Raw genomic sequence first — 24753 nt, 5'->3', positions numbered from 1 at the left:
CGAAATCCGACCTCGTGCCTCTCCGGCCTCGTGCCCCTCCGGCGGCCCGTATGTCCCGACAGGAGCTCCTCCCCGTGACCACCATCCACTTCGGCGTCCCCTCTGCCAGTTACGGCACGGCGGTGGCCGCCCGCGCCACGGAACTCACCAAGGTCTACGGGGAGGGAGACACTCAGGTCGTCGCACTCGACGCCGTGTCCGTCGAGTTCCACCAGGCCCAGTTCACCGCGATCATGGGCCCCTCCGGGTCCGGCAAGTCGACGCTGATGCACTGCATGGCCGGGCTGGACACGATATCCGGGGGCTCCGCCCGCATCGGCGACACCGAGCTGACCGGTCTGAAGGACAAGAAGCTCACCCAGCTGCGCCGCGACAAGATCGGCTTCGTCTTCCAGGCGTTCAACCTGCTGCCGACGCTGTCCGCTCTGGAGAACATCACCCTGCCCATGGACATCGCGGGCTGTAAGCCGGACCGCACCTGGCTGGACCGCGTCGTGGCTACCGTCGGCCTCTCCGACCGCCTCAAGCACCGCCCGAGCCAACTCTCCGGCGGCCAGCAGCAGCGCGTCGCGGTCGCCCGCGCGCTGGCCTCCCGGCCCGAGATCATCTTCGCGGACGAGCCCACCGGCAACCTCGACTCCCGCTCCGGCGCCGAGGTCCTCGGCTTCCTCCGCGACTCCGTACGCGAACTGGGCCAGACCGTCGTGATGGTCACCCATGACCCCGTCGCCGCCTCCTACGCGGACCGTGTCGTCTTCCTCGCGGACGGCCGGATCGTCGACGACATGCCCGACCCGACCGCTGGCAAGGTGCTGGAGCGGATGAAGGGCTTCGACGCCATGGGACGCACCAGCTGACCCCGGCAGCCGACCGCACTTCGCCCCTCTTCTCCAGGACTGACTCACCATGTTCCGTACCGCCTTGCGCAATGTGCTCGCGCACAAGGCCCGGCTGCTGATGACCGTCCTCGCCGTGATGCTCGGCGTGGCCTTCGTCTCCGGCACCCTGGTCTTCACCTCGACCATCTCCGAAGCCCTCCGCGACAGCGCCCTCAAGGGCTACGCCAGCGTCGACATCGCCATCCAGCCGGACAGCTCCCAGACCGGCCCCGGCACCCGGCCCTCCCTCGACCGGAAGCTGCTCGACCGGGCCGCCAAGGTGCCCGGCGCCGAATCGGCCTCCGGCACGGTCACCGGGTTCACCGCCATCGCCGACAAGAACGGCAAGCTGATCGGCCACGGGTTCTCCACCCGCGGTGGCAACTACTACCCCGGCGCCGACGGCAAGGACCCCCGCTACCCGATGCGCGACGGCCGCGCCCCGCACGGCACCGGCCAGATCGCCCTGGACGCCCGGACCGCCGACGAGGCTGGCTACAAGGTCGGTGACACCGTCCGGGTCTCCGTTGACGGACCGGTCCGCATGACCACGCTGACCGGCATCTTCACCACCGACGACGGCGCGGTCATGGCCGGCGGCAGCCTCGCGCTGTTCGACAATGCCACCGCCCAGAAGCTGTTCACCGGCCCCGGCCGCTACAGCGAGATCCACGTCAAGGCCGCTCCGGGCACCTCGCAGGCCGCGCTGCTCTCGGAGATCGAGAAGGTCCTGCCCGCCAAGGGGGCCGACGCCGCCACCGGCAAGAAGCTCGCCGAGGACGACGCCGAGCAGACCGAGAAGAGCATGGACAGCGTGAAGACGGGCCTCCTGGGCTTCGCCGGCATCGCGCTGTTCGTCGGCGTCTTCCTCATCGCCAACACCTTCACCATGCTGGTCGCCCAGCGCACCAGGGAGCTGGCGCTGATGCGCGCGGTCGGCGCGAGCCGCCGCCAGCTCACCCGCTCCGTGCTCATCGAGGCCGTGGTCGTCGGCGCGGTCGCCGCCGTCACGGGTCTGGCCATCGGCGTCGGCATCGGCGCCGGGATGCGCGCCCTGATGAGCAGCACCGGCGCGATCGTTCCCGACGGCCCACTGGTCGTCTCCGTCTCCACCGTCCTCACCGCGCTGCTGGTCGGTGTCGGCGTGACCGTCCTCGCCGCCTGGCTGCCTGGCCGCCGCGCGGCGAAGATCCCGCCGGTCGCCGCGATGAACAGCGTGCACGCCGCCGCCACCACCAAGTCGCTGGTCGTCCGCAACGCCGTCGGCGCGCTCTTCGCGGGCGCCGGTGTCGCCGCCGTGCTGGTCGCCACCGGCATGAAGGACGGCAAGGCCGTGATGGGCCTGGGCGCGGTGCTGCTGCTGATCGGTGTGTTCGTCCTGACGCCGCTGTTGTCCCGTCCGCTGATCGCCCTCGCCGGGCCCGCGCTCCGCGCGTTCGGCATCGTGGGCACCATCGCCCGGCAGAACGCGGTACGCAACCCCCGCCGTACGGCGGCCACCGCCTCCGCCCTGATGGTGGGCCTGTCCCTCATCACCGGTCTGACGGTGATCGGGAACAGCGTCCAGAAGGGTGTTGACAAGATGGCGAGGGATTCCCTCAAGGCCGACTACGTGGTGTCCATGGTCAGTATGACGCCGCTCTCCCCCGGGGTGGAGAAGAAGCTCTCCTCCCTCGACGAGGTCACCGCCCCCAGCGCGCTGCGCAGCTCCGCCGTCCGCATCGGGGGCAAGACCACGTACCTGACCGGCGTCAACGGCGCGGCCTTCGGTGAGCTGACCCGTCTCGACTTCTCCTCCGGCTCCCTGGACGGCCTGGCCGGCGGCAACGCGGTCATCGACAGCGGCACGGCCGAGGAGAAGGGCTGGAAGGTCGGCTCCCGTCTCCCCGTGACGTTCGAGGACGGCACGAAGGAGACCCTGACCGTCTCGGGCGTCTACAAGGGCAACGAGATGATCCGGCATATCCTCGTCGACAACAGCGTCCTCGGCACGCACCAGAAGCACGTCAGCGACCTTCAGGTGATGGTCAAGACGAAGGGCGGCGCCACCGAGACCACCAAGGACAAACTGATCGACGCGCTGGGCAAGAACCCCGCGATCTCCGTCCAGGACCAGGACGACGTCTCCGAGGGCATCTCCCAGTCGGTCAACCTGCTCCTGAACATGCTGTACGCGCTGCTGGCCATGGCCGTGATCGTCGCCGTCCTCGGGGTCGTCAACACGCTGGCGATGTCGGTCTTCGAGCGCTCCCAGGAGATCGGCATGCTGCGCGCCATCGGCCTGGACCGCTCCGGCGTCAAGCGCATGGTGCGCCTGGAGTCGCTGGTGATCTCCCTGTTCGGCGGGGTGCTCGGCATCGGGCTCGGCGTGTTCTTCGGCTGGGCCGCCGGTGAGCTGATCCGCGCCTCGCTCGCGACGTACGAGCTGGTCGTGCCTTGGGGCCGGATGGGCATCTTCTTCGCCCTGGCTGCCGTGGTCGGCATGCTGGCCGCGGTCTGGCCGGCCCGCCGCGCGGCGAAGCTGAACATGCTGGCGGCCATCAAGGCCGAGTGACCGCGTCGCCCGCACACCGCGAAGGGCCCCGGAACCCGTACGCGGCGGTTTCCAGGGGTCGTCGCAACACGTGGTCGTGTTGATCGGGCCGTGAGCAGTCTATGCAGGCGCTCGGCTGGGGTTTCCCAGCCGAGCGTTTCGCGAGGACGGCCTTGAGCTGATCAGCGACGGCAGCCAGGTGCTCGGGATCGTGGACGAACAGTTCGGTGCCTTTGGGAAAGTGCTGCCGCAGCAGGCCGTTGGTCTTCTCGTCGGAGCCACGCTGCCAGGGGCTGGCAGGGGCGCAGAAGTAGGGATGGGCCGGTCGGCGAGTACACCGCCGGCGGGTGGCACCACCACACGGCCCTGACGATCTGACCACCCCCGGTGTCACCTGGGCGCCGTGTCCTTCACTCGCCCGGGGTAGTTGACCCAATGCGCGTACCCGTCCCCCTCTCGAAGGAGTGACCATGACCCCAGTCGTCCTGTCTGCCGCCGAGGCCGCCCCGAGCGCCACTACACCCACCACGAAGGCCGCGGGCCGACGCCCTACCGCTCCAACCCCCTCGTCATCCACCGCGAGCTGACCGCCCTGGACGTGCACGCGGGCATGAACGTCGCCGAGTTCGGCACGGGCTCCGGCTACTCCGGTGCCCTGCTCGCCGAGCTCGTCGGCTCCACCGGCTCGGTAACCAGCCTCGACAACGACGACTACCTCGTGAGGTGGGCGAACCTCATCCACCACGAGCGCGGCGTCGACAACGTCTGCTGCCACACCGCCGACGGCACCGCCGGCTTCCCCGAGCGGGCCCCGTACGACCGGCTGGTGGCCTGGTGCACCCCGCCGCTGCTGCCCCAGGCGTGGGTGGACAAGGTGGCTCCACGTTCCCGGACTCGGACGCTCCCGAGGCGGCCTGACAAGCAAGATCCACCTGGCCTGCGACGCCGGAGGCCGACCCCTGGCCTTCGTGCTCACGGGCGGGAACACCAACGACTGCACCCAGTTCACCGCCGTACTGGAAGCGATCCGGGTGCCCGGCGCCAGCCCGGGGCGTCCCCGCCTGCGGCCCGCCCATGTCCTGGGCGACAAGGGCTACAGCTCCAGAGCGATCCGCACCTGGCTGCGACGGCGGGGCATCCGTCACACCATCCCCGAACGGGCCGACCAGATCCGCAACCGCCTCCGCCGAGGCCGCTACGGCGGGCGCCCGCCGGCCTTCGACACACAGCTCTACAAGCGGCGCAACGTCGTGGAACGCTGCTTCAACCAGCTCGCCGGGCCAGGGAGGAGGCCTTTGGCCGTCCGCAGGCTGAACCGCGGCGCTCCAGCATAGAGTTTCTCTCCGCTGTGGGGACCGGTCTGCCCCTCTGTCGCTCATCCCCGCGCCTCGAAGGGAACCCCACCCGGGCAGCTGGAAAGAGGTCCAGGGACAAAGTTGACCTATCGGAGCAGGATCACCCGACGCCCCCTGAAAGTGCAGACTGGCGCCAAGCTCTCAACTCTCGACACCCCTTGCTTCCTTGCGGTTGAGCTCTTCCATGACCTTGATTCAGACGCTCTCCCCGCCGTCCAGCAGCCGGGCAAGCGTGCTCACCGCTCCGTCGATCTCGCGGGCGCAACCGTACAGCACAGGGTGGGGCCTCCCCCAGGGGTCCGCGATGTCGTCCTCATCCGGCAGGAGCGGGGCGGCGGCACCCCGACGACTGGCCGCGGCCGCGACTACGACGTCCAAACCGCCTACGACCCGCGGGCCTTCCCCTTCCGGTACACCGTCATGCGCGGTCGCCGAACCTTCCCCGCCCCGCGCTTCGATGGCTCCCCCCATAGCGAGACGCACGAACTCCTTCAGGGTGAAGCAGCGCCGCATCGCCGACGGCGCGAGCCGCACAGCCGCCTCCCGGTGCTCGATGGCGAGCCCGAGGACCAGCGCCGCGCTGTCGACGAGCTGCGCGGTGAGCGGGCGGGCCGCGAAACCGGAGCCGTCACCGCCCAGCTTCTCCAGCACCGCCCGGGTGGAGCTCTCCATGCCTGGCCGGGGCCACGCCTCCGTGCCGGCGCTCTCCGGACGCACGGCCGAGCCGGGCTGAAGCCTCGCGGCCAGCAGCCGCTCGGCGAGCACCGAGCGGTGCACGTTGCCCGTGCAGACGAACAGGACTCTGGTCATTTCACACCCGCGCGGCGTGTCCCTGCGGGCGTGACTGCTTCCTTCTGCAAAGAAGCCGACGCACGGGGAGCGGGCAGCTCGCCGTACCGTCCGTAGGCGCCGTAGCGGCCGCCCTTGGGGACTGGGGCCATACTGAAGACGGTGCCGAGGACGCGGACGCCCACGCAGTCCAGTGATTCCGCGGCGGTGCGGACCTGGTCCCGGCTGGTCTTCGCGGCGCGAACGACGAGCAGCGCTCCCTGGGCCAGCGAGGCGAGACCGACCGTGTCGGCGACCGGCAGTAGCGGCGCGGTGTCGAGGATCACAACCTCGTAGGTGTCCGCCAGCTCGCGCAGAACCTCTTCCATGCGCGCCGAGGCGAGCAGCTCGGTGGGATTCGGCGGTACGGCGCCGCTGGCGAGCACCGAGAGCTGGCCACCAACCTTCTGCGTCACGTCCTTGATGCAGGCCTGTCCAATGAGCACCGTGGTCAGACCGGCGTCCTGGACAAGGCCGAAGGCCGGGGCCACGCACGGACGGCGCAGGTCGCCGTCGACCAGACAGGTGGAGACGCCTGCCTCGGCGAGCGACAGGGCGAGGTTCACCGCGGTGTTGGTCTTGCCCTCCCCGGGCACGGAACTCGTCACCACGATGATCCGGGGCCGGTCGTCGACTTGAGAGAACTGAAGGTTGGTGCGCAGCTTGCGGAAAGCCTCGGCGCGCTTGGAGTGCCCCTCGGCGCTGACGAGCGGCTGCCTGGGGGCGTTCCTGTCGAACGGGATGGTGCCGAGACCTGGCAGCGCGGTGAACTCGCCCAGCGCCTCGCTCGTCTTGAACGTAGTGTCGAGGGTCTCGCGCAGGGCGACGATTCCGGCGCCGAGCAGCAGGCCGCTGAGTGCTCCTGCGGCCAGGTTCAGCAGCGGGCGGGGCGAGACCGGATCCGCGGGGGCTACGGCCTCCTGGGTGACGCCCAGGGAGACGGGCGAGACACCATCGTCCGCGTGGCGGCTTCGGGACCGCTCCGGACCGGGCGCGCGCTTGGGCGCCTCCAGTCGCTCGACGGCTGCGCTGAACCGCTGCGCCACGGCGTTGGCAATGCGCGCCGCACGCGCGGGCCTGGCGTCCCGGACGGTGATGTCGATGAGCACCGTGTTGAGCGGGGCAACGGCGGTAATCCGGGATGCCAGTTCCTCCGGGGTGGTACGCAGCCGCAGCTCCTTCACCACGGGCTGGGTCACCTGGCGGGTGGTCACGATCGCGGCGTACGACTGCACACGCGCCTGCGAGAAGCTTTGACCCTGGTTCAGCTGGGTGGTGTCCTCACCAGTTCGGGTGGCGACGAAGAGCTGGGTCCTCGCCTCGTAGACGGGTGTGCTCAAGCTCGTCACGGCGAGAGCCGCTCCGACCGCGAGAGCCAGACAGACCACGACGGTCGGCCAGCGTCTGGCAAGAGCCTTCAGAAATCCGTGGAGATCCAAGCTGCACCCCTCATGGGACCGAGGGAACCACCCGAAAAGGGATCTTCTGTTCCCTGTGTACGCAGCCGACGATAGGGACTCGCACGCCCCGATCGGGGGAGCCACCCCTGTGTCGGCCCGCCGAGCGACCCGGGCGACGCACACCGTCCCGCCGGGGTGACGGCGTGGGCCATCAAGAAGCAAGCGCTACACCATCGGGTGACTCCTGAGCGACGTCATGCCAATTGGCGCCATATGCCCCATTTATTCCATGTATCTAGATGTTGGTATCCAGATCTTGCTTACGGCCGACGTTGCGGCGTGGCCCGGACTGAAGTCGAGGAGAGTGAAGAAGATGATGACATCGCCCAGGTGGCGGGTTGCTCTGGCATCGGCAGCATCAGCTGCCGTGCTCGTCGCCGCACCGCTGGTGGGGGCGCATACCGCCCACGCACAGCCGCCCTCCCCATCGTGCTTCGCCTACCCGCCGGTGCCCCCGCAGCTCACCCTCAGCAGAACCGTGGTGCCCGCCGGGGGCACGCTGACGTTCAGTGGCAATTGCTTCGCCCCCTTCGAGCTAGTCACGGCGGAACTGCACTCGCATGAGATCGTCCTGGGCAAGTTCAGGGCGAATGCAAAGGGCGTTGTCACGGGCAGGGTGACCATCCCGCGGAAGACCAAGCCGGGGTTCCACACCTTTGAGCTGGAGGGCCGCAAGACCGGGCTGGAGCTCACCGGGCGTATCAAGGTGCTGCACGCGATGCATGAGCACGAGCACCACGAGCGCGTTCACAGGGGGCCCGAGCAATCCAACTGGTCCGGCGGATCGAACGGATCCGACCGTTTTGACGGGCGGGGTGGGCCCGGCCCGCATGACTCCGACAGACAGGGGAGCTTCGATCACCGCTCGGACCTGGCTGCCACCGGCAGCGAGCAGGCTCTGGCAGTGGGCGGCGTCGCGGCCGGGCTGGTTGCGGCGGGCGGGGGCACGATGCTGGCCCTGCGCCGTCGCCGCAGTTCATGACGGAGCAAGACATCGGCTCGGCGGAACCACGGCGCCCCGGCCCCGGCCGCGGCGCCGTCCGCGTGCGCAGGCCCGGTCGCTCCCGCGAGGGGGCACCGGGCCGCCGTCACGTTCTCAAGAACACCCTGCTGGCCGCCGCGGCGCTGCCGCTGACCGGCGCCGTCTGGATCGGGGTCACCGGGCTGCTCGCCCGTTCGGAGCTGATCGCGGCCCAACAAGACCTCGACGCGCTGCGGCAGTCGGTGATGCCTGTGCCCGGCTCAGCCTCCGGAGCGGCGCCCGCGTCCGCCCGGGAGCGAGAGCGGAGGGCGCATTCCGCGGCCGCCCACGCCGCGCTGGCGCATCGCCTCACCACCGGCCCGGCCTGGTACACCGCCACCGCCCTGCCTTTCCTCGGTGGCCCGGCCACGACCGTGCGCGGGGTCGCGTACGTGGCCGACCGGCTGGCCGGCGACGTACTGTCCCCGCTGGCGGAAGCCCTGCCACTATCCGCGCCGGACAGCCGCGGTGGCGGTATGTCCGAGGCCCTGGCGGCCTTGCAGAAGCATGCGCCGGAACTCGTTCGGGCCGCCCGCGTCGCGGACGAGGTGCAGGCCGACGTGCACGCTCTGCCCCGATCCACCTTGCTGCCGACGGCAGACAGGGCCCGTGTCGCACTGCAACAGCAACTCGACCGCCTCACCCCGGTCATGACCGACGTCTCCCTGGCGGCCCGCGTCCTGCCGCCCATGCTCGGCACGCAAGGAAAACGGCGTTACTTCCTCGCGTTCCAGAACATCGCCGAGGCTCGCGGCACCGGTGGTCTTCCGGGCGCCTTCGCCGTGCTGCGGGCCGACCGGGGCCGGCTGTCCTTCGAGCGGTTCGGTAACAACACGGAGATGGAAACGGCGAAGCCGGACATCGACCTCGGAACCGAGTTCAACGCTCGCTATGCGGGCAGCGACCCCACCCACGTGTGGCCCAACTCCAACATGAGCCCACACTTCCCTTACGCGGCCCGCATCTGGGCAGAGGCGTGGCGCAAGCACACCGGCGAACGCGTGGACGGGGCGCTCGCCGTCGACCCGGTCACGTTGAGCCGTCTCCTGCGGGTCACCGGCCCGGCCCGCATGGCCGACGGCACCGAGCTCACCGCCGACAACGTCGTGGACCTCACCGAACGGGCCAGCTACGCGAAATACGGCGACGTCGCCCGGCGCAAGGCGTTCTTCGTCGACGCCGCCCGCGCAGCCGCCACACGGCTGATGGGGGCACTCGACGATACGCGCCGACTGCCCGCACTGCTCGCCGCCGTGAACAACGTCCAGCAGGACGGACGGCTGAAAGTCTGGAGCGCCCATACCACGGAGCAGCGCCTCCTGGAGTCCCGCCCCTACTCGGGCACGCTCCCAAACCGCCCCGGCCCGTTCGCGGGGCTGGTGGTGAACAACGCGGCCGGCGGAAAGCTGGACTACTACCTCGACCGGAGCCTGACCTGGGAAGCGGGCCCCTGCACCGGCGGCGCCCGCACGGTCACCGTGACCATGACCCTGACCAACCGGGCGCCGGCCTCCGGCCTTCCCGACTACGTGACCATGAGGGGGGACTCCCCTCCCTACCGCACCCGGCCGGGTGACAACCGCCTCCTGGTGTCGTACTACGCCGGGGTCGGAGCCACCCTCACCGACGCAACCCTGGGTGGCCGCCGCGCGCTGCTCGCGTCCGGCGTCGAACGCGGCCACTCCGTGTTCACGCTGGACCTGGAACTGCCCGCCGGATCCCGCCGCACCCTGGTGCTGCATCTGCTGGAGCCGAATGCGGACGGCGTTCCGATGCTGCTGCGGCAGTCTCTGGTGACGCCGCTGCGGACCACGCTCAAGTCAGGAGGTGCCTGCCCTGTCTGAGCGTGTACGCCTCGCGGCGGGGGCCGCGCTCGGAGCCGCGCTGCTGCTCGCGTCGTGCCCGACGACAGACCGCGCCCCCGACGACCCGGCAGCCCGAGCCATGGACGGGCAGGCCGGGGAGCACCAGGTCGAGCGACTGCGGGTCAAAGTGTTGGAGGCCCTGCCGCACGATTCGGAGGCGTTCACCGAGGGCCTGGAGATGGTCGGCAACGTGCTCTACGAAAGCACCGGTCTGTCCGGAGCGTCCTCTGTACGGGCGGGGCCGACGGGCAGCCCGCCCAAGGCCCGCGTGGCGCTGCCCGCGCCCTTGTTCGGTGAGGGGGTCACCGTGCTCGGCCGGACCCTGTGGCAGCTCACCTGGCGGAACCGGATCGCCATCGAGCGCGATGCCACGACGCTCGCGGAACTGCGCCGTGTGCCGTACCCGGACGACGGTTGGGGCATGTGCTTCCAGCAGTCGGCGCAGCAGGTTGTGACCAGCGACGGCTCGGCACGGCTGACGTTCCGTGACCCCACGACACTCGCGAAGACGGGTGAGGTCACCGTGACCGATGGGGACCGGCCGGTGACAGGGCTGAACGAACTGGAGTGCGTCGGCCCCGCCGTATACGCGAACGTGCTCCCCACCGACCATATCGTGCGCATCGATCCCGCCACCGGCGCGGTCACAGCGACCATCGACGCCTCGGGCCTGCTGGCCGCCGACGAAGCCGTCGCGGGATCGACGCTGAACGGGATCGCAGCCGTCCCCGGAGCGGACCAGTTCCTGATCACAGGGAAGTTCTGGCCCCGAATGTTCCGCGTGGTGTTCGTCCCGGCCTCTTGACGTCCTTCCGGTCGGCGACCTTACGAGCCGGGATCCCGGCCCAGACTTCCCAATCACCGGTCGATTCCAGCAGCACTGCATTGGCGGCGATGATCGTCCCTCGGCCAACCCTCGTCGTTCCACTGCCTCCCAGAACCTTGGCGCCGGCGCAGAGCATGGCGTCGTCCTCGACCACGAACCCTCCAAAGTCCGAATCATGTGGAGAACGGAAGACGTCAGCACGGCCGAGCGTGACCCCATGCCAGATCTGGACCCGATTACCGATGGTCGTCCGGGGATGGATGACGACTCCGATCCCTCGGTGATGAATCTTCACGTCGTCCCCGAACTTCACTGTCCACGGGATGTCAGCGCCATAGCAGAAGAACATCTCATAAACGAAGCGCTTGGGCACAAAGCGGAGCCGCCGCAGAAAAAAAGCAAGCGTGATCCATGCCATGGGACGAACTCCTTCAGAGTCTGAACAAAAAATGATTACGGCGCCGGCGCCTCTAACCGTGGCGCCCCAGTTTCAGCGGCGTTCACTGATGGGATTTCGGCGGCCAGACGCCACTCCCCGACAGCGGCGCGAAAGTGCCGCCACCAGATGACTCCGCCGGTGATGCTCGCGACAGCAAAGCCCGTGGCCGCTCCGGCCGCATCCCACCAGACGGCGCCCAGGACGCCGCCAACGATCGTGACCGGGATGATGCTGAGCCGGGCCCGAAGACTACGGCGGGCCGCGCCCAACGCTCGGAGGCCGAGTGTCGCTCCTACGGACGCGCTGGTCCCGCACATCATCACGGCGATCTGCGGCAGGATCGACCGTACGCCAGGCCAGTTCTGACCGAGAAGGCGCTGGCCGATGGGGGCTGGTGTCGCCAGACAGAACAATCCCCAGACGACGCTCAACCCGAGAAGGGCCCAACTCGCCAAGCGCGCGCTTCTTGTCAGGACGTCCACCGAGAGGCGGGTGTTTCGAACGAACTCGGGGAGCAGAACGACACCAGCGGCCATGAGGATCATGCTGAGCGGCCCGAACACCAGGAGCGCGCCCCGAATGCTGCCGGCTGCTGCCAGCCCTGCTGTGGCCCCGATGCCGAAGCTGACAAGATGCACGGCACCGGCGGCGGCAATGAACTCGCCGGTGAAGCGCCCGCCGAGGTCGGAGTGCTCGCGCAGCCAACCAGAAAGACTGGACCAAGCCGGAACGAGCCGGGACTGGCGGAGACCGAGGACGGCACCCAGCCCTGCACCGACCCCCCAGGCGACGATCATGATCGGACCCGACCTGGGCAACGCACCCCCCGCCATCAGCCCGAACAGTCCGACCTGCACGAGAACCCATACGAAGTCGTTCAGAACCGCTGATCGCACTCGCCCTGAAGCAAAGAAGACGTAACGCCAGGCGTCCTGTACGAGAAGTGCGGGAGCCACGACGCCCAGCGCCACCAGAGCCCCGCCAGGGGAGCCGCCGATGAGTAGACCGGCAGCGAGACAGACACCACCGAGTAATAAACTGAGCACGGTGACGGACCCTACGGCCCGTCGTACTCCGGCGTCGAACACGTCCTGTTCCCGAGCCGTATATCGGACGGCGAGCGGTTCCGTGCAGAGAGCTCGGGACACGCCGAGCAGGAGCAGATATACCGCGAAGGCCAGTGCGAAAGCGCCAAATTCCCCCGGCGCCAACGAGTGAGCGGCCAAGCCACTGACAAAGAAATTGCTCGCGCTGGAGAGCGCTTGGTCGATGAGACCCCAAGCTGCACGAGCCGAGGCTGCATTCTTCATTCGGGTTTCCTTCGCCGAGTGGTGAACGCGAGCTTGGGGGTTCAGTTTCCGGCGTGGGCAACGGCACTCGGCGTACGACGAACCGGAAGGCGCATCGCGATCCGGCGGAGCGTATACGAGGGTCGGGCCACCAGGGCGGCAGCGCACAGCGCGCTCGCCCTGACGTACCGTCCCTCCATCACCAGCAGGCCGGCGTCACGAAATCGTCGCGCCGCACCATCCCGCCGCCGCTGCGCCCTCGTGAGGCGATACGAGGACACGAACGATTCCAGGGCGGGTGCCGGCCGGCCCTCGAGCCGGGCCTCGGACCGCTTCTCGACGAAGCGCGTGAGCATCTTCATCCTGGCGTGCTGACGAGCTGATGCGGAGTCGCTGTGAACGCGATAGGCGCCGAGCGGACGCATGACCGTGGCAACCGACCCCGCCAACGCCAGCCGCGTCATGAGGTCGAGATCCTCGACGGGCGGAAGTGACTCGTCGAACCCTCCAGCGGCCCGCACAATGTCGGTCCGGGCGACCAGGGAAGAGATCGGGAACGGCATCAGCCGCCCCCGCTGCAGACGCTCTCGAGAGTCGGCATCCCGAACTTCCTGGCCCATCCGGCCAAGTACGCGTCCGTTCCCTGACAGATACTGGAAGACCGCGCCCACCGCGACGAGACCGCGATCATTCCGCAGGAGGCTGATCTGCTCGGACAGCTTCGCCGGATACCAGAGGTCATCAGCGTCGAGGAAAGCCACCATCTCGCCCCTGGCCAGGGCGAGACCGCGATTACGGGCCGCTGCGACGCCCCTGTTCGCGCCTCGGTCGACACGAATACGCTCGTCGCCGATGCCTTCTGCAATCGCCGCGCCACCGTCGGTGGACCCGTCGTCCACCACGATGACTTCGAACTCCTGATGCGTCTGGCTGAGGACGGACGCGAGACAGGCTCCGATGTATTTCTCTGTGTTGTACAGAGGGATGATCACTGATACAAGCATGGTCGCCTCTCTAAGATCAGCACAGATGCCCACAATGTCGGCTGATTCGGCCGTTCTCTTGAGCTCCGGGGGAGACCACCGGGGCAGGGGAGGTCAGCGAGGCACCGACACCGTCCTGATCACTCGATGCTCCACCGAGACATCCGTCAGGAACCGCTCGAGATCGTCCGGCGGGAGCCGACGGCCTCGGTGGAGAGCGAGCTCGGCCACGGGGCACGGGCGGCGTGACCGGAACTCAAGGCGCGAGACCAAGTGGACGGGGTGCATCAGGGCCGAGGCCAGGAGCGCCGCGACAAGGGCTCTGGACCGGCGCACTTCGCCCGTCTCCGAGCGGATGTCCGCGGCCACCCGACCGGCCCACCGACCGGCAATCTTGGGAAGGAGTACCCGAACGGCGAGATCCACGCCCTCCGGATCCTCACATGCCCCTCGACGGACGGCGGCCAGCTCCCGGTCAGGGATGCGCACATTGCCCTTGTAGTCAAGGCCGTACATCAGAGCCAGGACCACTGTCTGCGCTCCTGGCCGAAGGGTCCGGCCGTAAGGGCCGACAGAGCTCAGCGACGCCAGGTCCTCGGCTCTCGCCCACGGTGCGCCCTTGAGGCTGCTGACCGACAGGAGGTCGACCTCGTCCACGACCGGCAGGCGGTCCGGATCGACTAGCAGGAGGACTCGGACGTCGGACACGTGGTCGCAAGGAACGACCACCGCGTCCGGTCGCGACCCGAGAAACCAGTCGGCAACCGTAGCAGTGACGCCGCCCCAGGAGTGGCGGGGCGCGGCGGCATCGAGATCACCCCGTCCGCTCAGGGCGCGGTCCAGATGCTTGAAGACCGTCCAGTCCGGAACGCTGTCCGTCAACTCCGCCAGCAACGACTCCCACGGCAGTGCCTCGAGCTGGAGATTCATAGACTTCCGCCCTTTCTCGCATCTTCATGACCTTCGCGGGGACTCCGCCAATGACGCTCATCGGCGGGATCTCACCACGGACAACGCTTCCGGCGGCGATGACACAGCCTCGCCCCACTCGCGCCCCATCGAGGAAGGTGACGTTGGCGCCGACCCAGCAGTCGTCATCGATCGTGATCCCCTCACGGGTCAGACCCTGGTCGCGGATCGGTCGGCTGGTGTCCTTGAAGACATGGTTCTCCGAATGGAAGCTGACCCGGTTCCCCATGATCACGTCTTCCCCGATCCACACTCCGCCGGCGGCACCGATGAACGAGTGGGAGCCGATGGCCGACCTGGCGCCCATCACACACCCCTCCCCGAGGTCGGTGATGACTCCGCTCGTCTCGATGATCGAGTACGGCCCGATGGTGACGTTGTCCCCGAGCACCAGCCCCCGGCGCGACAGACCATCGAGCACGGCTCCGCGCCCGGCGGTCACTCCCTTCCCGACCTTGATCATGCGACGGTTGCGGAGACTGACACCTCGGCCGACGCACAACGCGCTCCAGAGCGACTTGCGCAGGCCGATGCCGCGAATGAGGCCGCGCAGGATGCCCAGGGAGCGACGGCTGCTGATTCCAACGACCGAAGCCACCGGCAGGTCGGGATCGAGCCGGTACTCGCTACCTTTGATCCGGCTGGCGGCGTACTCAGCCGCCTTGCGGATCCCAGCGTCAAGACCGCTCATATCAGAACTCTCCTAAGCCAGCCTGGGAACGCTTGGGGTGAGCGCGTCATCCGCCCGGGCGCTCGACCGGGTTGCGCCAAGGGCGAGCAGAGCAGGCAGCACCACCGAGACGTCGTTCAGGCTGCTCTCGAAGATCGAGTGCAGGACGACAAAGCCAACGACTCCGAGCAGCACCGGGTCACGGAGCCGCCGAAGCGTGCCCCGGCCGGCGGTGAGAAAAAGTACGAACCCGACCAGGAGAGCGGCGAGCCCCAGCAGACCTGCCTGCACAAAGGCCGAGACCCACGAGCCATCCAGCGGCTCCTCGGCGGTGAAGGCATGCGGGCTCGGCACACTCTTGAGCGCCATCCCCTTCCCGAACAGGGTCTGCGGGACCGTTCGTTCCACTTCGACAGCAGTCTCCCAGCGTTCGGACCGCCCGGTGAACGTGATGTCGATGAACTCAGAACCGCGGGCGCTCTCCCGGGTGTAGAGCGAGTGCAGAGGGTTCCCGAAAAGGGAGTTGAGCGTGATGAGGAGCACACAGCAGTAGAGGACCGGCACTCCCCTGCCCCGAGTGCTCCTTTGGACCAGCGCCACGCACAAACCGAATGCGGTGGCCAGGATGCTCGTGCGGGATCCGCTCACGACCACACCGACCGTGAGCAGCAGGAGGCTGACGCCCTGCCACCGCGCGAGCTTGTCGCCTCTCGCCCACGGAACGAACAGCGTGATCAGCGCCAGGCCGGCGATCGCGCCGACGTTGTTCGGATGGGTCGGCGGTAGAAACCCGTACAACCGGCCCGACCTCAGAGGGTTGAGGCCCAACAGCATCGCCAGCAGGGAAGCGCCGACGAACACGGTCCCAACCCGTGCGTAGATCACGAGGAGGCGCCGGGAGTCCAGCCCGGCGATGACCCAGGCGCTCACGACCAGGAGCACCGAGAACCGAGCCGAGCGGACGAACGAGACATCGAAGTCCGGGCCGAGGAGGCCGCCGGCCGCGGCGATAGCGCAGTAGACCAGCAGCGCCTTCACGGATCTCGGCCAGCCCCCCTGCCTGCGCCCTGCATAAGCGAGCAGGGTGGCGAGCGCCAGCAATGAAAACTTCAACAAGGTTGCCGCACCGCCTTCGGCGGCGGCAGGCCCGGACCACGGCATGCTGGTGGCGACGGCGATCACCCATGCCAGGGTCAGACATTTCGTCGACGCCTGGCCTTCTTCGGCGGCATCCGCGCAGTGCGCCCGCCGCATGCTCGCCACAGGGAGACCAGTGCTCACGCAATCACGTCCAGAATCTGTTCAGCCAGAACGTCCGGCGAGAGGGTTCCGTCGAGGTGGGTCACGGCGTTCGGAGGGGAGAGCCGACGCCACCGGCCCAGCTCGGCTTCCGCTTCGTCGTGCGTGAGTTCCTGCTTCCGGGCCACGATCACATCGGCGGGGGCATCGAGCACGACGGTCAGGTCCGGGCGGGGGGCCAGCCAGATCGCCAGACGCGCGAGTGCCGGGGGACCGTGGTAAGCCACGCTGACCGGCTGGGCGATGTAGTTGTACATCCAACGGTCGGCGACAACGAGGACATCGGGCCCCCGGAGACCGGCCACATGACGGCGCATGCCCATGACGTAGCCGGCCCAGAACCGGACGAGGTTTCTGCACAGCCGGCCCACGGACAGCACACGGTGCGAGAGGCCGGCCGGAGCCGGTCCGGTCCGCTTCGGTGGCGGGGTGACGGTGGTGGACGGCATGGACGTGGGCGGTGCGGCCGTCGTCGGGATCCAGTGGACATAGACGAAGCGGCGCCCGCTTGCCCGCGCCGCCCGCTCGAGGGCGCCGGCCACGGTCGTCTTTCCGGCCCCGTCGGGACCGACGAGAGCGACGAACACCTCAGGCCGCCCTTCCGGCGAGAACCGAAGAGGAGGCACCGACGGCCATGGCGTACCACCGGTCAAGCAGATAGGGGATCCGTCGGGCGGTCCAGCGGTCATCACCGGCGTGCCGGGGACCGACCTGGTTCAGCGCCTGGGCGAGCGACAGGCAGACATCGGCCGACGGCGCGAGCTTGATTCCCTGGCCCGGCTGCACCACCGTTCCGGGGCCGCTGGTGTCGAGGCAAATCACGGGACAACCGGAGGTGACGGCTTCGGCAACCACTCCCGGGGCCGATTCCCGACTGCTGGGAAACAGCAGCGCGTCGGCCTGATGGAGCGCCGTGAAGACCTCGGACCGGTCCACGACACCGTGGAACGTGATGCGGTCGTCGACGCCGAGCCTGCGAGCGAGAGCCAGGCTGGGCTCGCGCTCGGGACCTCGGCCGTACACGTCGAGGGTCCAGCCGGAGGCGGCCGGCTGTGCCAGAGCGCCAACTGCGGCCCGAAGGCCCTTCGACGGGATCAGGCGGCCGATGAAGACGGCTCGCCGGGTCCTGTCACCGAACGACGCCGAGGACCCGACGAGATCCGGCGGCAGATCCACCACGGAATTCTGCTCGACCACGAGGTTGGGGTGATCCTTGAACCGCTTGGCCACTTCGTTGTTCTGAGCGATGATCACAGTGGCGCGCTTGGCCGTCCACGAGCCGAACGTGCACGAGCCCGCTGTCGTGACGATGCACCGGAGCGTCTCCGAGAAGGCCCACCGAGGGCCGTACGTCTTCCACATCCGGAACGGGAATGAGGTGACGCCGGGCCCGACCGGACCCCACACCGAGGGGAGGCCGTGGCAGAACGCCATGCCCGACGGCAGCCAGTCGATCGAGAACGTCACGTGATGGGCGACATCGAAACGAATGTCCTGGTGGAGACGACGGGCCTCGGCCCGGGCCACCGCCTGCCAGATCACGTAGTACGGGTACAGCGCCCAGACACCTCGCTTCAGCGAACGGACCCAACGAGGGGCATCGACGTAGACGGGGTGCAGGTTGGGCCGCGGATCTGCCTCGAGGGCGCGCTCGATGGCCGGTCGGCTCCGGTGGCGCGTGAGGAGCCAAACCTCGTGCCGTTCGGCGGCGGCGGAAGCCCACCACCACCCGATGCCACGCTCGGACGACTCGTCCGGGTCGCAGGCATAAGCCGACATCACAACCTTCATCGCGAAAGATCCTCTCGATCGTTCCGATTGCCTGGGGCTGCGGAGAGCACGCTCACCTCGCGGCCAGCAAGCCGGAGAGGTTGGCGGCTTGATCAGCGTGCTTGCGTTCCACCCACGCCGGGACTTCTCCCTCAGCCGCCTTTGCACCACGGTCCAACCAGAAGAGCGCCGCCTCTTCGAGATCGGGACGCAACGGCTTGGGGAGGTCACCAGCCAGCTGCCGGCCGTTCGGTGCCGTCATGATGAAACGGGCGAGATCGGCGTGGGGAGGAGCCCAGTCGCTGCCTTCCCAATCCAGCAGGTGGATGTCCCCCGTCGGATATCGCCGGAGGTTCCAATGGGCGAGGTCACCGTGCATTGGGGTCCAATCGGCCGGTACACCGGCGGGACGCTCCGGCACCCCGAACGCGTCGTCGATGTCGGCGCAGAGATCCATCACAGCGCGGAGGCCCAAGTGGACCGGAACGTGAAGACCGGCCGGCGTGGCCGTCAACAGGTCCACCGAGAGACCGTCATGGGAGAACTTCCTCAGCCGCATCGGCCAACGGATGCCCGTTCGGTCCCCTTCGGACACTCGGGGAGCCAACCGCGGGACGTCCCGGGTCAGGAGCACTCGGGCGAATGCCTGAGGGAGGTCAGCAGGGTCGAGAAGCAAGGCACCGAACTTCACTTGGGGTTGGTCGGCGGGCGGGAGGTGCCAGAGCACCGCACCGGCGGCCAGCCCCCGGGCGTCACGGATACGGGCCTCGATCGCCGCCCAGCTCTCGAGGGAAATCGGCAGCGGCCACGATCCGGCAGGTCGGAGTCCGAGCGACGGAACGGCACGGACGACGCGGTAGGCCACCCGCTGGAGGGCCAGACCCCGACGCCCGTTGGCCGGGCACATCGCGACCATCTGACGTGCTGCCGCCCTGGAGGAAGGATTTCCCACGACGCGAGAGCGCAAGGAGAACTGCTTCATGGTTGGAAGCCTCAAATCGGTTGTGCCGGACCTATCGCCGCGTCGGCGACAGCACTTGAGGGGCAACTTCCGGGACTCTCAAGGGGCTCACCGCGGCGACCGCTCCGGACAGTCCCTGGGCGAATCGGTCCTTACCGAAACGAGCGCGCACCGCTCGGGCGCCTTGAGCGCCCATGGCCGCCGCCTTCGCCGGGTCCGAGAGGAGGCGGGCGACCCCGTCCGCCAACGTGGCCGCATCACCGGGCGGGAAGAGGAAGCCGTTGACACCGTCCTCCACGATCTCGGGAAGGCCGCCGACAGCGGTTGCCAAGACTGGTCTCCCGGCGGCCAGACCCTCGACCGCTACGTTGCCGAACGACTCGAGGGTGGAGGGGACGAGGACCACGTCGGCCTTGGCGTAGGCGGAGGAAGTGTCGGTCTGATAGCCGTCGAACCCGACGCGATCGGCCAAGCCGAGCGAGGCGACCTGCCTTCTCAGGTCCTCCTCATACCACTCGTAACCATCGAAAGTGTCCCCGACGAGGTCTAGTACGACGTCATGACCCCGCGCAACGAGCAGCGACAGCGCCTTGATGGCAAGATCCTGGCCCTTGCGTGGGCTGAGGCGTCCGACGAGCAGCAGACGGCGCGGGCAGGCGAAGGCCGGAGGCGACGGCAGCGTCGCGGGCATGTCGAATCCGTTGTAGACAAGCGACACTCGGGGTCCGACGCGCGGCAGCCGGCTCCGAACATAGCGTCGAGTGGCCTTCGAGTTGACGACCAGCCGGTCGGCCAGCAAAAGCGGGCTGAGGAGGGCGGAAGCCAACGGGCCGGGAAGCTGGTCGAGTTCGTGGACGTGGCAGATCACCCCAACCTCGGCCTTCCGGCTGGCGGCCATCCAGTGCGGCAGGGTGATGGTGTTGACGTAGACGACGTCCGGAGCCAGGGAGCGGATGGACGCGGCCAGCCCACGCACCGTCGGCCAGGCCTGGGCAGCGAGGGCGGCCAGCGGCCGGAGAGAGAGCAGTGAGCGTCGTAGGATGGGGAAGTCCACAGTATGGACCGGGACGGAGTGGGCCTCCAGGTGCTCTGCCAGCCTTCCTTGCCGAGGGAGGATCACTTCGACCGAGGCACCGGATCCACGCAGCGATCGGATCGCATCGAGGAAGACCCGGTCAGAGCCGTACAGGTCCGCCGACGGGTTGACCGCCAGGACCCGTCGGCCACTCACCCCCGTCACCGGACCGGTTCCAGGGTCGCCTCGCTGCCGGCTTCCTTCTCCGCCCACTGCGTCTCAAGCGCGGTTCGTCGCCAACGAGGGTTTCGAACCACCGTCATGAGCAGCCGTTCGTAGGAATCCGCGACCTGCTCGAGGCTGAATCGGCCGTTGGCTCGCTTGACGGCGAGGGCCCGAAGCTCGCCGTCGACGCCGCTCGTGTCATCAATGCGGCGCATCAAGGCAGGAAGCGTGTGGTCGAAGTCGGAGAAGTACTCGCCGGCCTCCCCGAGAGCCTCCCGGTTGAAAACGGTATCCAGGGCGATGATGCGTGCACCGCACCCCATGGCCTCGAGGAGGGAGGGGTTGATCCCGCCGACCGAGTGGGTGTGGAAGTAGGCACGGGCCAGCCGGACCATCGTGGCGTAGGCGGCTCGGTCCGTGATGTGACCGCCGAGGATCAGGCGTGAATCCTTGTCGGCAAGCTCGCGGAGTTCCCGGGTGACGGGCGAGTCGTAGTTCGCGGCACCAAGAACGACCAACGGCGTGCGCACACCGCTGGCGAGGTAGCTGCAAGCAACGCGATGAATGTTGTTTTCGGGGACCAGCCGGCCCGCGATGAGGAAGTAGCCGTGGGGAGACACTCCAAGTGAGTCGAGCGCTTCCAGACGCTCTTCGTGGTCGATCTCCGTCCAACAGTATGGGATCACGGTCGACTCAGCCTTGAACTGCTGCTCATAGATGTCACACATGCCGATCCCGTCTGCGATGAGAGCCGAGGCGCTCCAGCGGGCGATATGCGCCGATCCTCGGAAATAGGCGCGAGCCGTGCGGCCCCATTTGCCACGAAGCCACTCCTGGCCGTCCGTGTTGAGCACGCTGCGCTGCCCGGTAAGCCGGGTGAGGAGACAGAAGACGGCGTTGGCGACGTTCACCACCAGGACGACGTCGTGCTGGGCACGACGTGCAGCAAGAGCGGAAAGCGCGCCGTGGGAAAGCGTGCTGAGCTGCTTCGAGGCGATGGCGGGCAGAAAGACTTTCTTCACTCCCTGGTACGAAGGAGTGTGCTCGACTTCGCCCGAGCGGCAGTACATCGTGACCTGATGCCCGCGCGCCGCCAGTTCGGGCAGGAGGACCGTGAGAAACGTCTCGTAGCCGCTGTAGGTCGACGGGATGCCCCTCGCTCCGAAGACGCCCAGATCGAGGCGTACGGGGCTCTGGAGATTGCGCATCTCATCAACTCGGTTCCCGTTGCCCGGCGACTTCGCGGCGGTGGTGTGATGCGCTGGGTCGTGCATGACGCTCCTTGAACAGGCCGGCCGAGTTCTCTCAACATGCGATGGTCAGTGCTGGGGAAAGCCGGGGGCGGGGGCGAGGTGTTCGGGTCCGCTTCCAGATGGCCTGTCCGGTGCGACGGGGCACTCGGGCCGACGGGCGCCACGAGGCTCACTTTCCGGTGGCGGCGAGCGCACCAGCGGCGCCTCCACCACCCGCGGTCTGCCGTGCCGGGTTCCGCGGAAACCACACATAGCCGAGCAGGTAGCGCGCCGCCGCTGGCGGGGCGACTCGCAAGCGGGACGGAACGCCCACTCCAGCCCACTGTGCCGCCTCCAGAACGGTGCCAGCGACGTAGTCAAGGGCTGCCCCCCGTGGAAACACGGGCAGTTGTGCGCGCAGGTCCACGAGCCGGCGATCCTGTCCCGGGGGGCCGAGCCCCACCCAGACGAAGTCCGCCGCCGCATTTCCCAGTGCAGCGCGTCCAGCACTTGAGAAGGTAGTGGCGCACGTCCGTGTTCTGGCTCCGCCCGAAGACGGGCAGAAGAGGTCGGGGCCGTACATCCGCGTGATCGGCAGGGTCGTATCGCTACGGAGCAGTCGGCCCGCCCATACGGCTGACTGACCGTCGAAGGTTTCAAAGAGGCGAAGCAGAGAAGGCTTTCGAGTTCCATGTCTTGGTCCGCGAGGGCGAGCGTGTGGGTGTTGGAGAGGCGAAGTCCGCTGCGGCGCAGGGTTGGAGAGGGCGTCTGGGGCGTCGGTCCGAACCTGGCGTGCTTCGCGGCACCCATGAGGTGAGCCGCAGGACGTAGCGAGCCGCATTCTCGCGGGCGTAAGCCGTGATGGGCGCCCCCAGACCATCGACCGCAGGAGTGACCTGAGCCCTCCCTGCCGACTGAGTGCTCGTCCGGGCGGTCATGAGCGAACCGAGTGGGTCAGTGGTGACGGTACGGCCAGGTTCGTGCGTTCCGTGAAGTCCCCGGAGGCCAGGCGGAACCGGAAATGAGTGATGGTGTCGCACAGGCCGTGTTCCACTGGGGTCACGGGCTCCCAGCCCAGTAGCTCGCGGGCCATGGTGATGTCCGGACGGCGACGTTCCGGGTCGTCCTGGGGCCGCGGGATCAGCGTGATCTCAGAGCTGGCCCTGGTCAACTTGCTGATCCACTGCGCCAGCTCGAGCATGGTGACCTCATGGGGGTTGCCGAGATTGACCGGGCCTCCGTGGTCGCTCGCCAGCATGCGCAGCAACCCGTCGACCAAGTCGTCCACATAACACAGCGACCTGGTCTGGCTGCCGTCACCAGTGACCGTGATCGGCTCTCCACGCAGCGCCTGGTCGATGAAAGTGGGGATGGCGCGCCCGTCGTCTGCGCGCATCCGCGGGCCGAAGGTGTTGAAGATGCGCACGATCTTGGCATCCACACCGCAGTGTCTGCGGTAGGCCATGGTCAGTGCCTCACCGAAGCGTTTTGCCTCGTCATACACCGAGCGGGGGCCGACTGGATTGACATGCCCCCAGTAGCTCTCTGGCTGGGGGTGAACTAGCGGGTCCCCGTACGACTCCGAAGTGGAGGTCAGCAGAAAGCGTGCACCCTTCGCGGCGGCCAGGTCCAGGGCGCGCCAGGTGCCGGCCGACCCCACACGAAGCGTCTCCAGGGGCAGCCTCATGTAGTCCGCGGGCGAGGCGGGGGACGCCAGGTGGAACACGGCGTCCACCTGGCCGGGCACGTCCAGGTCCTGGGTGATGTCCCGGCGCATCAGCTGGAAGCGGGGGTCGTCCGTGAGGTGTTCCACGTTGTCAGGATCGGAGGTCACGAAGTTGTCCACGCAGACCACGTCGTGGTTCTCGTGGATCAGTCGCTCACACAGGTGGGACCCGATGAAGCCGGCCCCACCCGTCACTACTGCACGCATGCAGGTCCTCTCGGTTGCCCCCACACCAGACTTGACGGGAGCAAGTTGCAGTGTCATTGCCGAAGATCAGTACTCAGTTATGGGTCAATTGAGACATCATGACGGTTGACATGCCCTTAGACAGGAGCACTTCACCTGTTCTGTCCAATTCTGCAAAAAGAGGAATGGTATGTCGGTATTCATTGAAGAGGCGGCTCGCCATCGGGCCGCCCCGCTTGGGCACGCGCGTTGGACAGGCCGAGCGGTCAAACGCACCATCGATCTGGTCGGGGCCGCCGTCCTGCTCCTGCTGTTGGCGCCGATCCTCCTGGCAGCCGCCATTGCCGTGAGGGTAGACACTGCGGGCCCCGTGCTCTTCCGCCAACGACGAACGGGGTGGCGAGGCACGGAGTTCCAGGTCCTCAAGCTGCGCACCATGCGAGTCGGGTCCGAGACATTGCGGGAGGCCATGGCGGCTCGCAACGAATCGGACGGACATCTGTTCAAGGTCCGTGACGACCCGCGTGTAACCGCGGCTGGACGCTGGTTGCGCCGCTATTCTTTGGATGAGCTGCCGCAGTTGGTCAACGTACTGAAGGGACAGATGTCCCTGGTCGGTCCTCGACCGCTGCCAGTCGAAGACTCGGCGTTCACCGGGAAGGCACGCCATCGCCTGCAGATGCGGCCGGGGCTCACCGGGCTGTGGCAGATCAGCGGCCGATCCGACCTGGCCTGGGAGGACGCCCTGCGTCTGGACCTGCGCTATGTCGACACCTGGTCGCTCAGGCTCGACCTGGCGATCCTCTTCCGGACCCTACCAGCCGTGCTGCGCGGTGACGGTGCCTACTGAGTGCGCAGGCCCGACGGACCCCGGGGCAACCTGAGCGCCCGAGCCTAGGACTTGTCCGGTCGATCATGTTCGGAGCCAGATGACGAGTGCTGCTGCCGTGGCGGTGCCGAGGTAGACGTAGCCGCGTTTGTCGTATCTGGTGGCCACGGCTCGGTGCTGCTTGAGGCGGTTGATTGCTCGCTCGATGGTGTTCCGTTTCTTGTACCGCTCTTCGTCGAAGCCGGGTGGTCGTCCGCCGCGTGAGCCCTTGCGCCGGCGGGCGGCCTGGCTGTCGGTCTTCTCCGGGATGGTGTGCCGGATGCCCCGGCGCCGCAGGAGGTCACGGCAGGGCCCGTTGCTGTAGGCCTTGTCCGCGGCGAGACTGTCCGGCTTC

At 68.1% G+C, this 24753-nt stretch carries 20 protein-coding genes and 4 pseudogenes; 8 read left to right on the top strand and 16 right to left on the bottom strand.

Annotated features, from left to right (window positions below):
* Positions 1–74: 74 nt before the first annotated feature.
* Entirely contained in the window at positions 75–857 is a 783-nt protein-coding gene (locus AB0E67_RS32915; RefSeq protein WP_362033804.1) for an ABC transporter ATP-binding protein, read from the top strand.
* Positions 858–906: 49 nt separating this feature from the next.
* Entirely contained in the window at positions 907–3432 is a 2526-nt protein-coding gene (locus tag AB0E67_RS32910; RefSeq protein WP_362033801.1) for an FtsX-like permease family protein, read from the top strand.
* Between the two features lie 137 nt (positions 3433–3569).
* Here the strand turns inward: AB0E67_RS32910 and AB0E67_RS32905 are convergent.
* Positions 3570–3724 (bottom strand): annotated as a pseudogene (locus AB0E67_RS32905) (IS30 family transposase); the annotation flags it as partial.
* Between the two features lie 297 nt (positions 3725–4021).
* Here AB0E67_RS32905 and AB0E67_RS32900 point away from each other — a divergent pair.
* A pseudogene (locus AB0E67_RS32900) lies at positions 4022–4231 on the top strand (protein-L-isoaspartate(D-aspartate) O-methyltransferase); the annotation flags it as partial.
* Positions 4232–4304: 73 nt separating this feature from the next.
* Positions 4305–4685, top strand: a pseudogene (locus AB0E67_RS32895) (IS5 family transposase); the annotation flags it as partial.
* 276 nt (positions 4686–4961) lie between these two features.
* Here the strand turns inward: AB0E67_RS32895 and AB0E67_RS32890 are convergent.
* Together AB0E67_RS32890 and AB0E67_RS32885 are read right to left on the bottom strand one after the other, a co-directional pair.
* A complete protein-coding gene (locus AB0E67_RS32890) occupies positions 4962–5576 on the bottom strand; it encodes a low molecular weight phosphatase family protein (RefSeq protein WP_362033798.1) in 615 nt (204 codons plus the stop codon).
* Positions 5573–7138 carry a polysaccharide biosynthesis tyrosine autokinase gene (locus AB0E67_RS32885; RefSeq protein ID WP_362033795.1) on the bottom strand — a complete coding sequence of 522 codons (1566 nt, stop codon included), beginning with the start codon at positions 7136–7138 and terminating at the stop codon, positions 5573–5575. The genes AB0E67_RS32890 and AB0E67_RS32885 overlap by 4 nt, the downstream gene beginning before the upstream one ends.
* Positions 7139–7421: 283 nt before the next feature.
* Between AB0E67_RS32885 and AB0E67_RS32880 the strand changes: the two genes are divergently transcribed.
* From AB0E67_RS32880 to AB0E67_RS32870, 3 genes are read left to right on the top strand one after another with little or no spacing between them, the layout of a single operon-like run.
* The gene (locus tag AB0E67_RS32880) at positions 7422–8036 is read left to right on the top strand and encodes a hypothetical protein (protein WP_362033792.1); all 615 of its coding nucleotides are present in this window, start codon (positions 7422–7424) and stop codon (positions 8034–8036) included.
* Complete coding sequence (locus tag AB0E67_RS32875; protein WP_362033789.1) at positions 8033–9919, top strand: DUF4012 domain-containing protein; 1887 nt, start codon at positions 8033–8035, stop codon at positions 9917–9919. The genes AB0E67_RS32880 and AB0E67_RS32875 overlap by 4 nt, the downstream gene beginning before the upstream one ends.
* Positions 9903–10745, top strand: coding sequence for a glutaminyl-peptide cyclotransferase (locus AB0E67_RS32870; protein ID WP_362033786.1), 843 nt, complete (start codon positions 9903–9905; stop codon positions 10743–10745). Before AB0E67_RS32875 ends, AB0E67_RS32870 begins: the two co-directional genes overlap by 17 nt.
* Here AB0E67_RS32870 and AB0E67_RS32865 read toward each other — a convergent pair.
* The 12 genes from AB0E67_RS32865 to AB0E67_RS32810 all read right to left on the bottom strand — a co-directional run bounded on the left by AB0E67_RS32865 (position 10690) and on the right by AB0E67_RS32810 (position 23551).
* A complete protein-coding gene (locus AB0E67_RS32865; RefSeq protein WP_362033783.1) occupies positions 10690–11184 on the bottom strand; it encodes a hypothetical protein in 495 nt (164 codons plus the stop codon). The two genes, AB0E67_RS32870 and AB0E67_RS32865, sit on opposite strands and share 56 nt — an antisense overlap.
* A gap of 35 nt (positions 11185–11219) precedes the next feature.
* Positions 11220–12515: a hypothetical protein gene (locus AB0E67_RS32860; RefSeq protein WP_362033781.1), complete on the bottom strand. Its 1296-nt coding sequence runs from the start codon at positions 12513–12515 to the stop codon at positions 11220–11222.
* A 41-nt stretch (positions 12516–12556) separates the two neighbouring features.
* Complete coding sequence (locus tag AB0E67_RS32855) at positions 12557–13486, bottom strand: glycosyltransferase (protein WP_362033778.1); 930 nt, start codon at positions 13484–13486, stop codon at positions 12557–12559.
* A 105-nt stretch (positions 13487–13591) separates the two neighbouring features.
* A complete protein-coding gene (locus AB0E67_RS32850) occupies positions 13592–14185 on the bottom strand; it encodes a hypothetical protein (RefSeq protein WP_362033776.1) in 594 nt (197 codons plus the stop codon).
* Positions 14186–14291: 106 nt separating this feature from the next.
* On the bottom strand, positions 14292–15137 hold the full coding sequence (locus tag AB0E67_RS32845) for a DapH/DapD/GlmU-related protein (RefSeq protein WP_362033773.1): 846 nt from the start codon (positions 15135–15137) through the stop codon (positions 14292–14294).
* 12 nt (positions 15138–15149) lie between these two features.
* A complete protein-coding gene (locus tag AB0E67_RS32840; RefSeq protein ID WP_362033770.1) occupies positions 15150–16397 on the bottom strand; it encodes an O-antigen ligase family protein in 1248 nt (415 codons plus the stop codon).
* Positions 16394–17002, bottom strand: coding sequence for a hypothetical protein (locus tag AB0E67_RS32835; protein WP_362033767.1), 609 nt, complete (start codon positions 17000–17002; stop codon positions 16394–16396). Before AB0E67_RS32835 ends, AB0E67_RS32840 begins: the two co-directional genes overlap by 4 nt.
* Before the next feature lies 1 nt (position 17003).
* Positions 17004–18206: a glycosyltransferase family 4 protein gene (locus AB0E67_RS32830; protein ID WP_362033765.1), complete on the bottom strand. Its 1203-nt coding sequence runs from the start codon at positions 18204–18206 to the stop codon at positions 17004–17006.
* A gap of 52 nt (positions 18207–18258) precedes the next feature.
* Complete coding sequence (locus AB0E67_RS32825; RefSeq protein WP_362033763.1) at positions 18259–19167, bottom strand: phosphotransferase; 909 nt, start codon at positions 19165–19167, stop codon at positions 18259–18261.
* 31 nt (positions 19168–19198) lie between these two features.
* Entirely contained in the window at positions 19199–20377 is a 1179-nt protein-coding gene (locus AB0E67_RS32820; protein ID WP_362033760.1) for a glycosyltransferase family 4 protein, read from the bottom strand.
* Positions 20378–20382: 5 nt separating this feature from the next.
* Positions 20383–21660 carry a DUF1972 domain-containing protein gene (locus AB0E67_RS32815; RefSeq protein ID WP_362033757.1) on the bottom strand — a complete coding sequence of 426 codons (1278 nt, stop codon included), beginning with the start codon at positions 21658–21660 and terminating at the stop codon, positions 20383–20385.
* Positions 21661–22552: 892 nt separating this feature from the next.
* Positions 22553–23551 carry a UDP-glucuronic acid decarboxylase family protein gene (locus tag AB0E67_RS32810; protein ID WP_362033754.1) on the bottom strand — a complete coding sequence of 333 codons (999 nt, stop codon included), beginning with the start codon at positions 23549–23551 and terminating at the stop codon, positions 22553–22555.
* A gap of 229 nt (positions 23552–23780) precedes the next feature.
* Here AB0E67_RS32810 and AB0E67_RS32805 point away from each other — a divergent pair.
* Positions 23781–24380: pseudogene (locus tag AB0E67_RS32805) on the top strand (sugar transferase); the annotation flags it as partial.
* 63 nt (positions 24381–24443) lie between these two features.
* Here the strand turns inward: AB0E67_RS32805 and AB0E67_RS32800 are convergent.
* Positions 24444–24753: transposase (locus AB0E67_RS32800; protein WP_362033751.1), on the bottom strand; the 310-nt coding region annotated here is incomplete at its 5' end.

The sequence above is a fragment of the Streptomyces sp. NPDC032161 genome, from assembly GCF_040636995.1.
Taxonomy (GTDB): domain Bacteria; phylum Actinomycetota; class Actinomycetes; order Streptomycetales; family Streptomycetaceae; genus Streptomyces.
The sequence above is the reverse complement of the archived record's forward strand: the minus strand, read 5'-3'. Positions and strand labels throughout refer to the sequence as shown.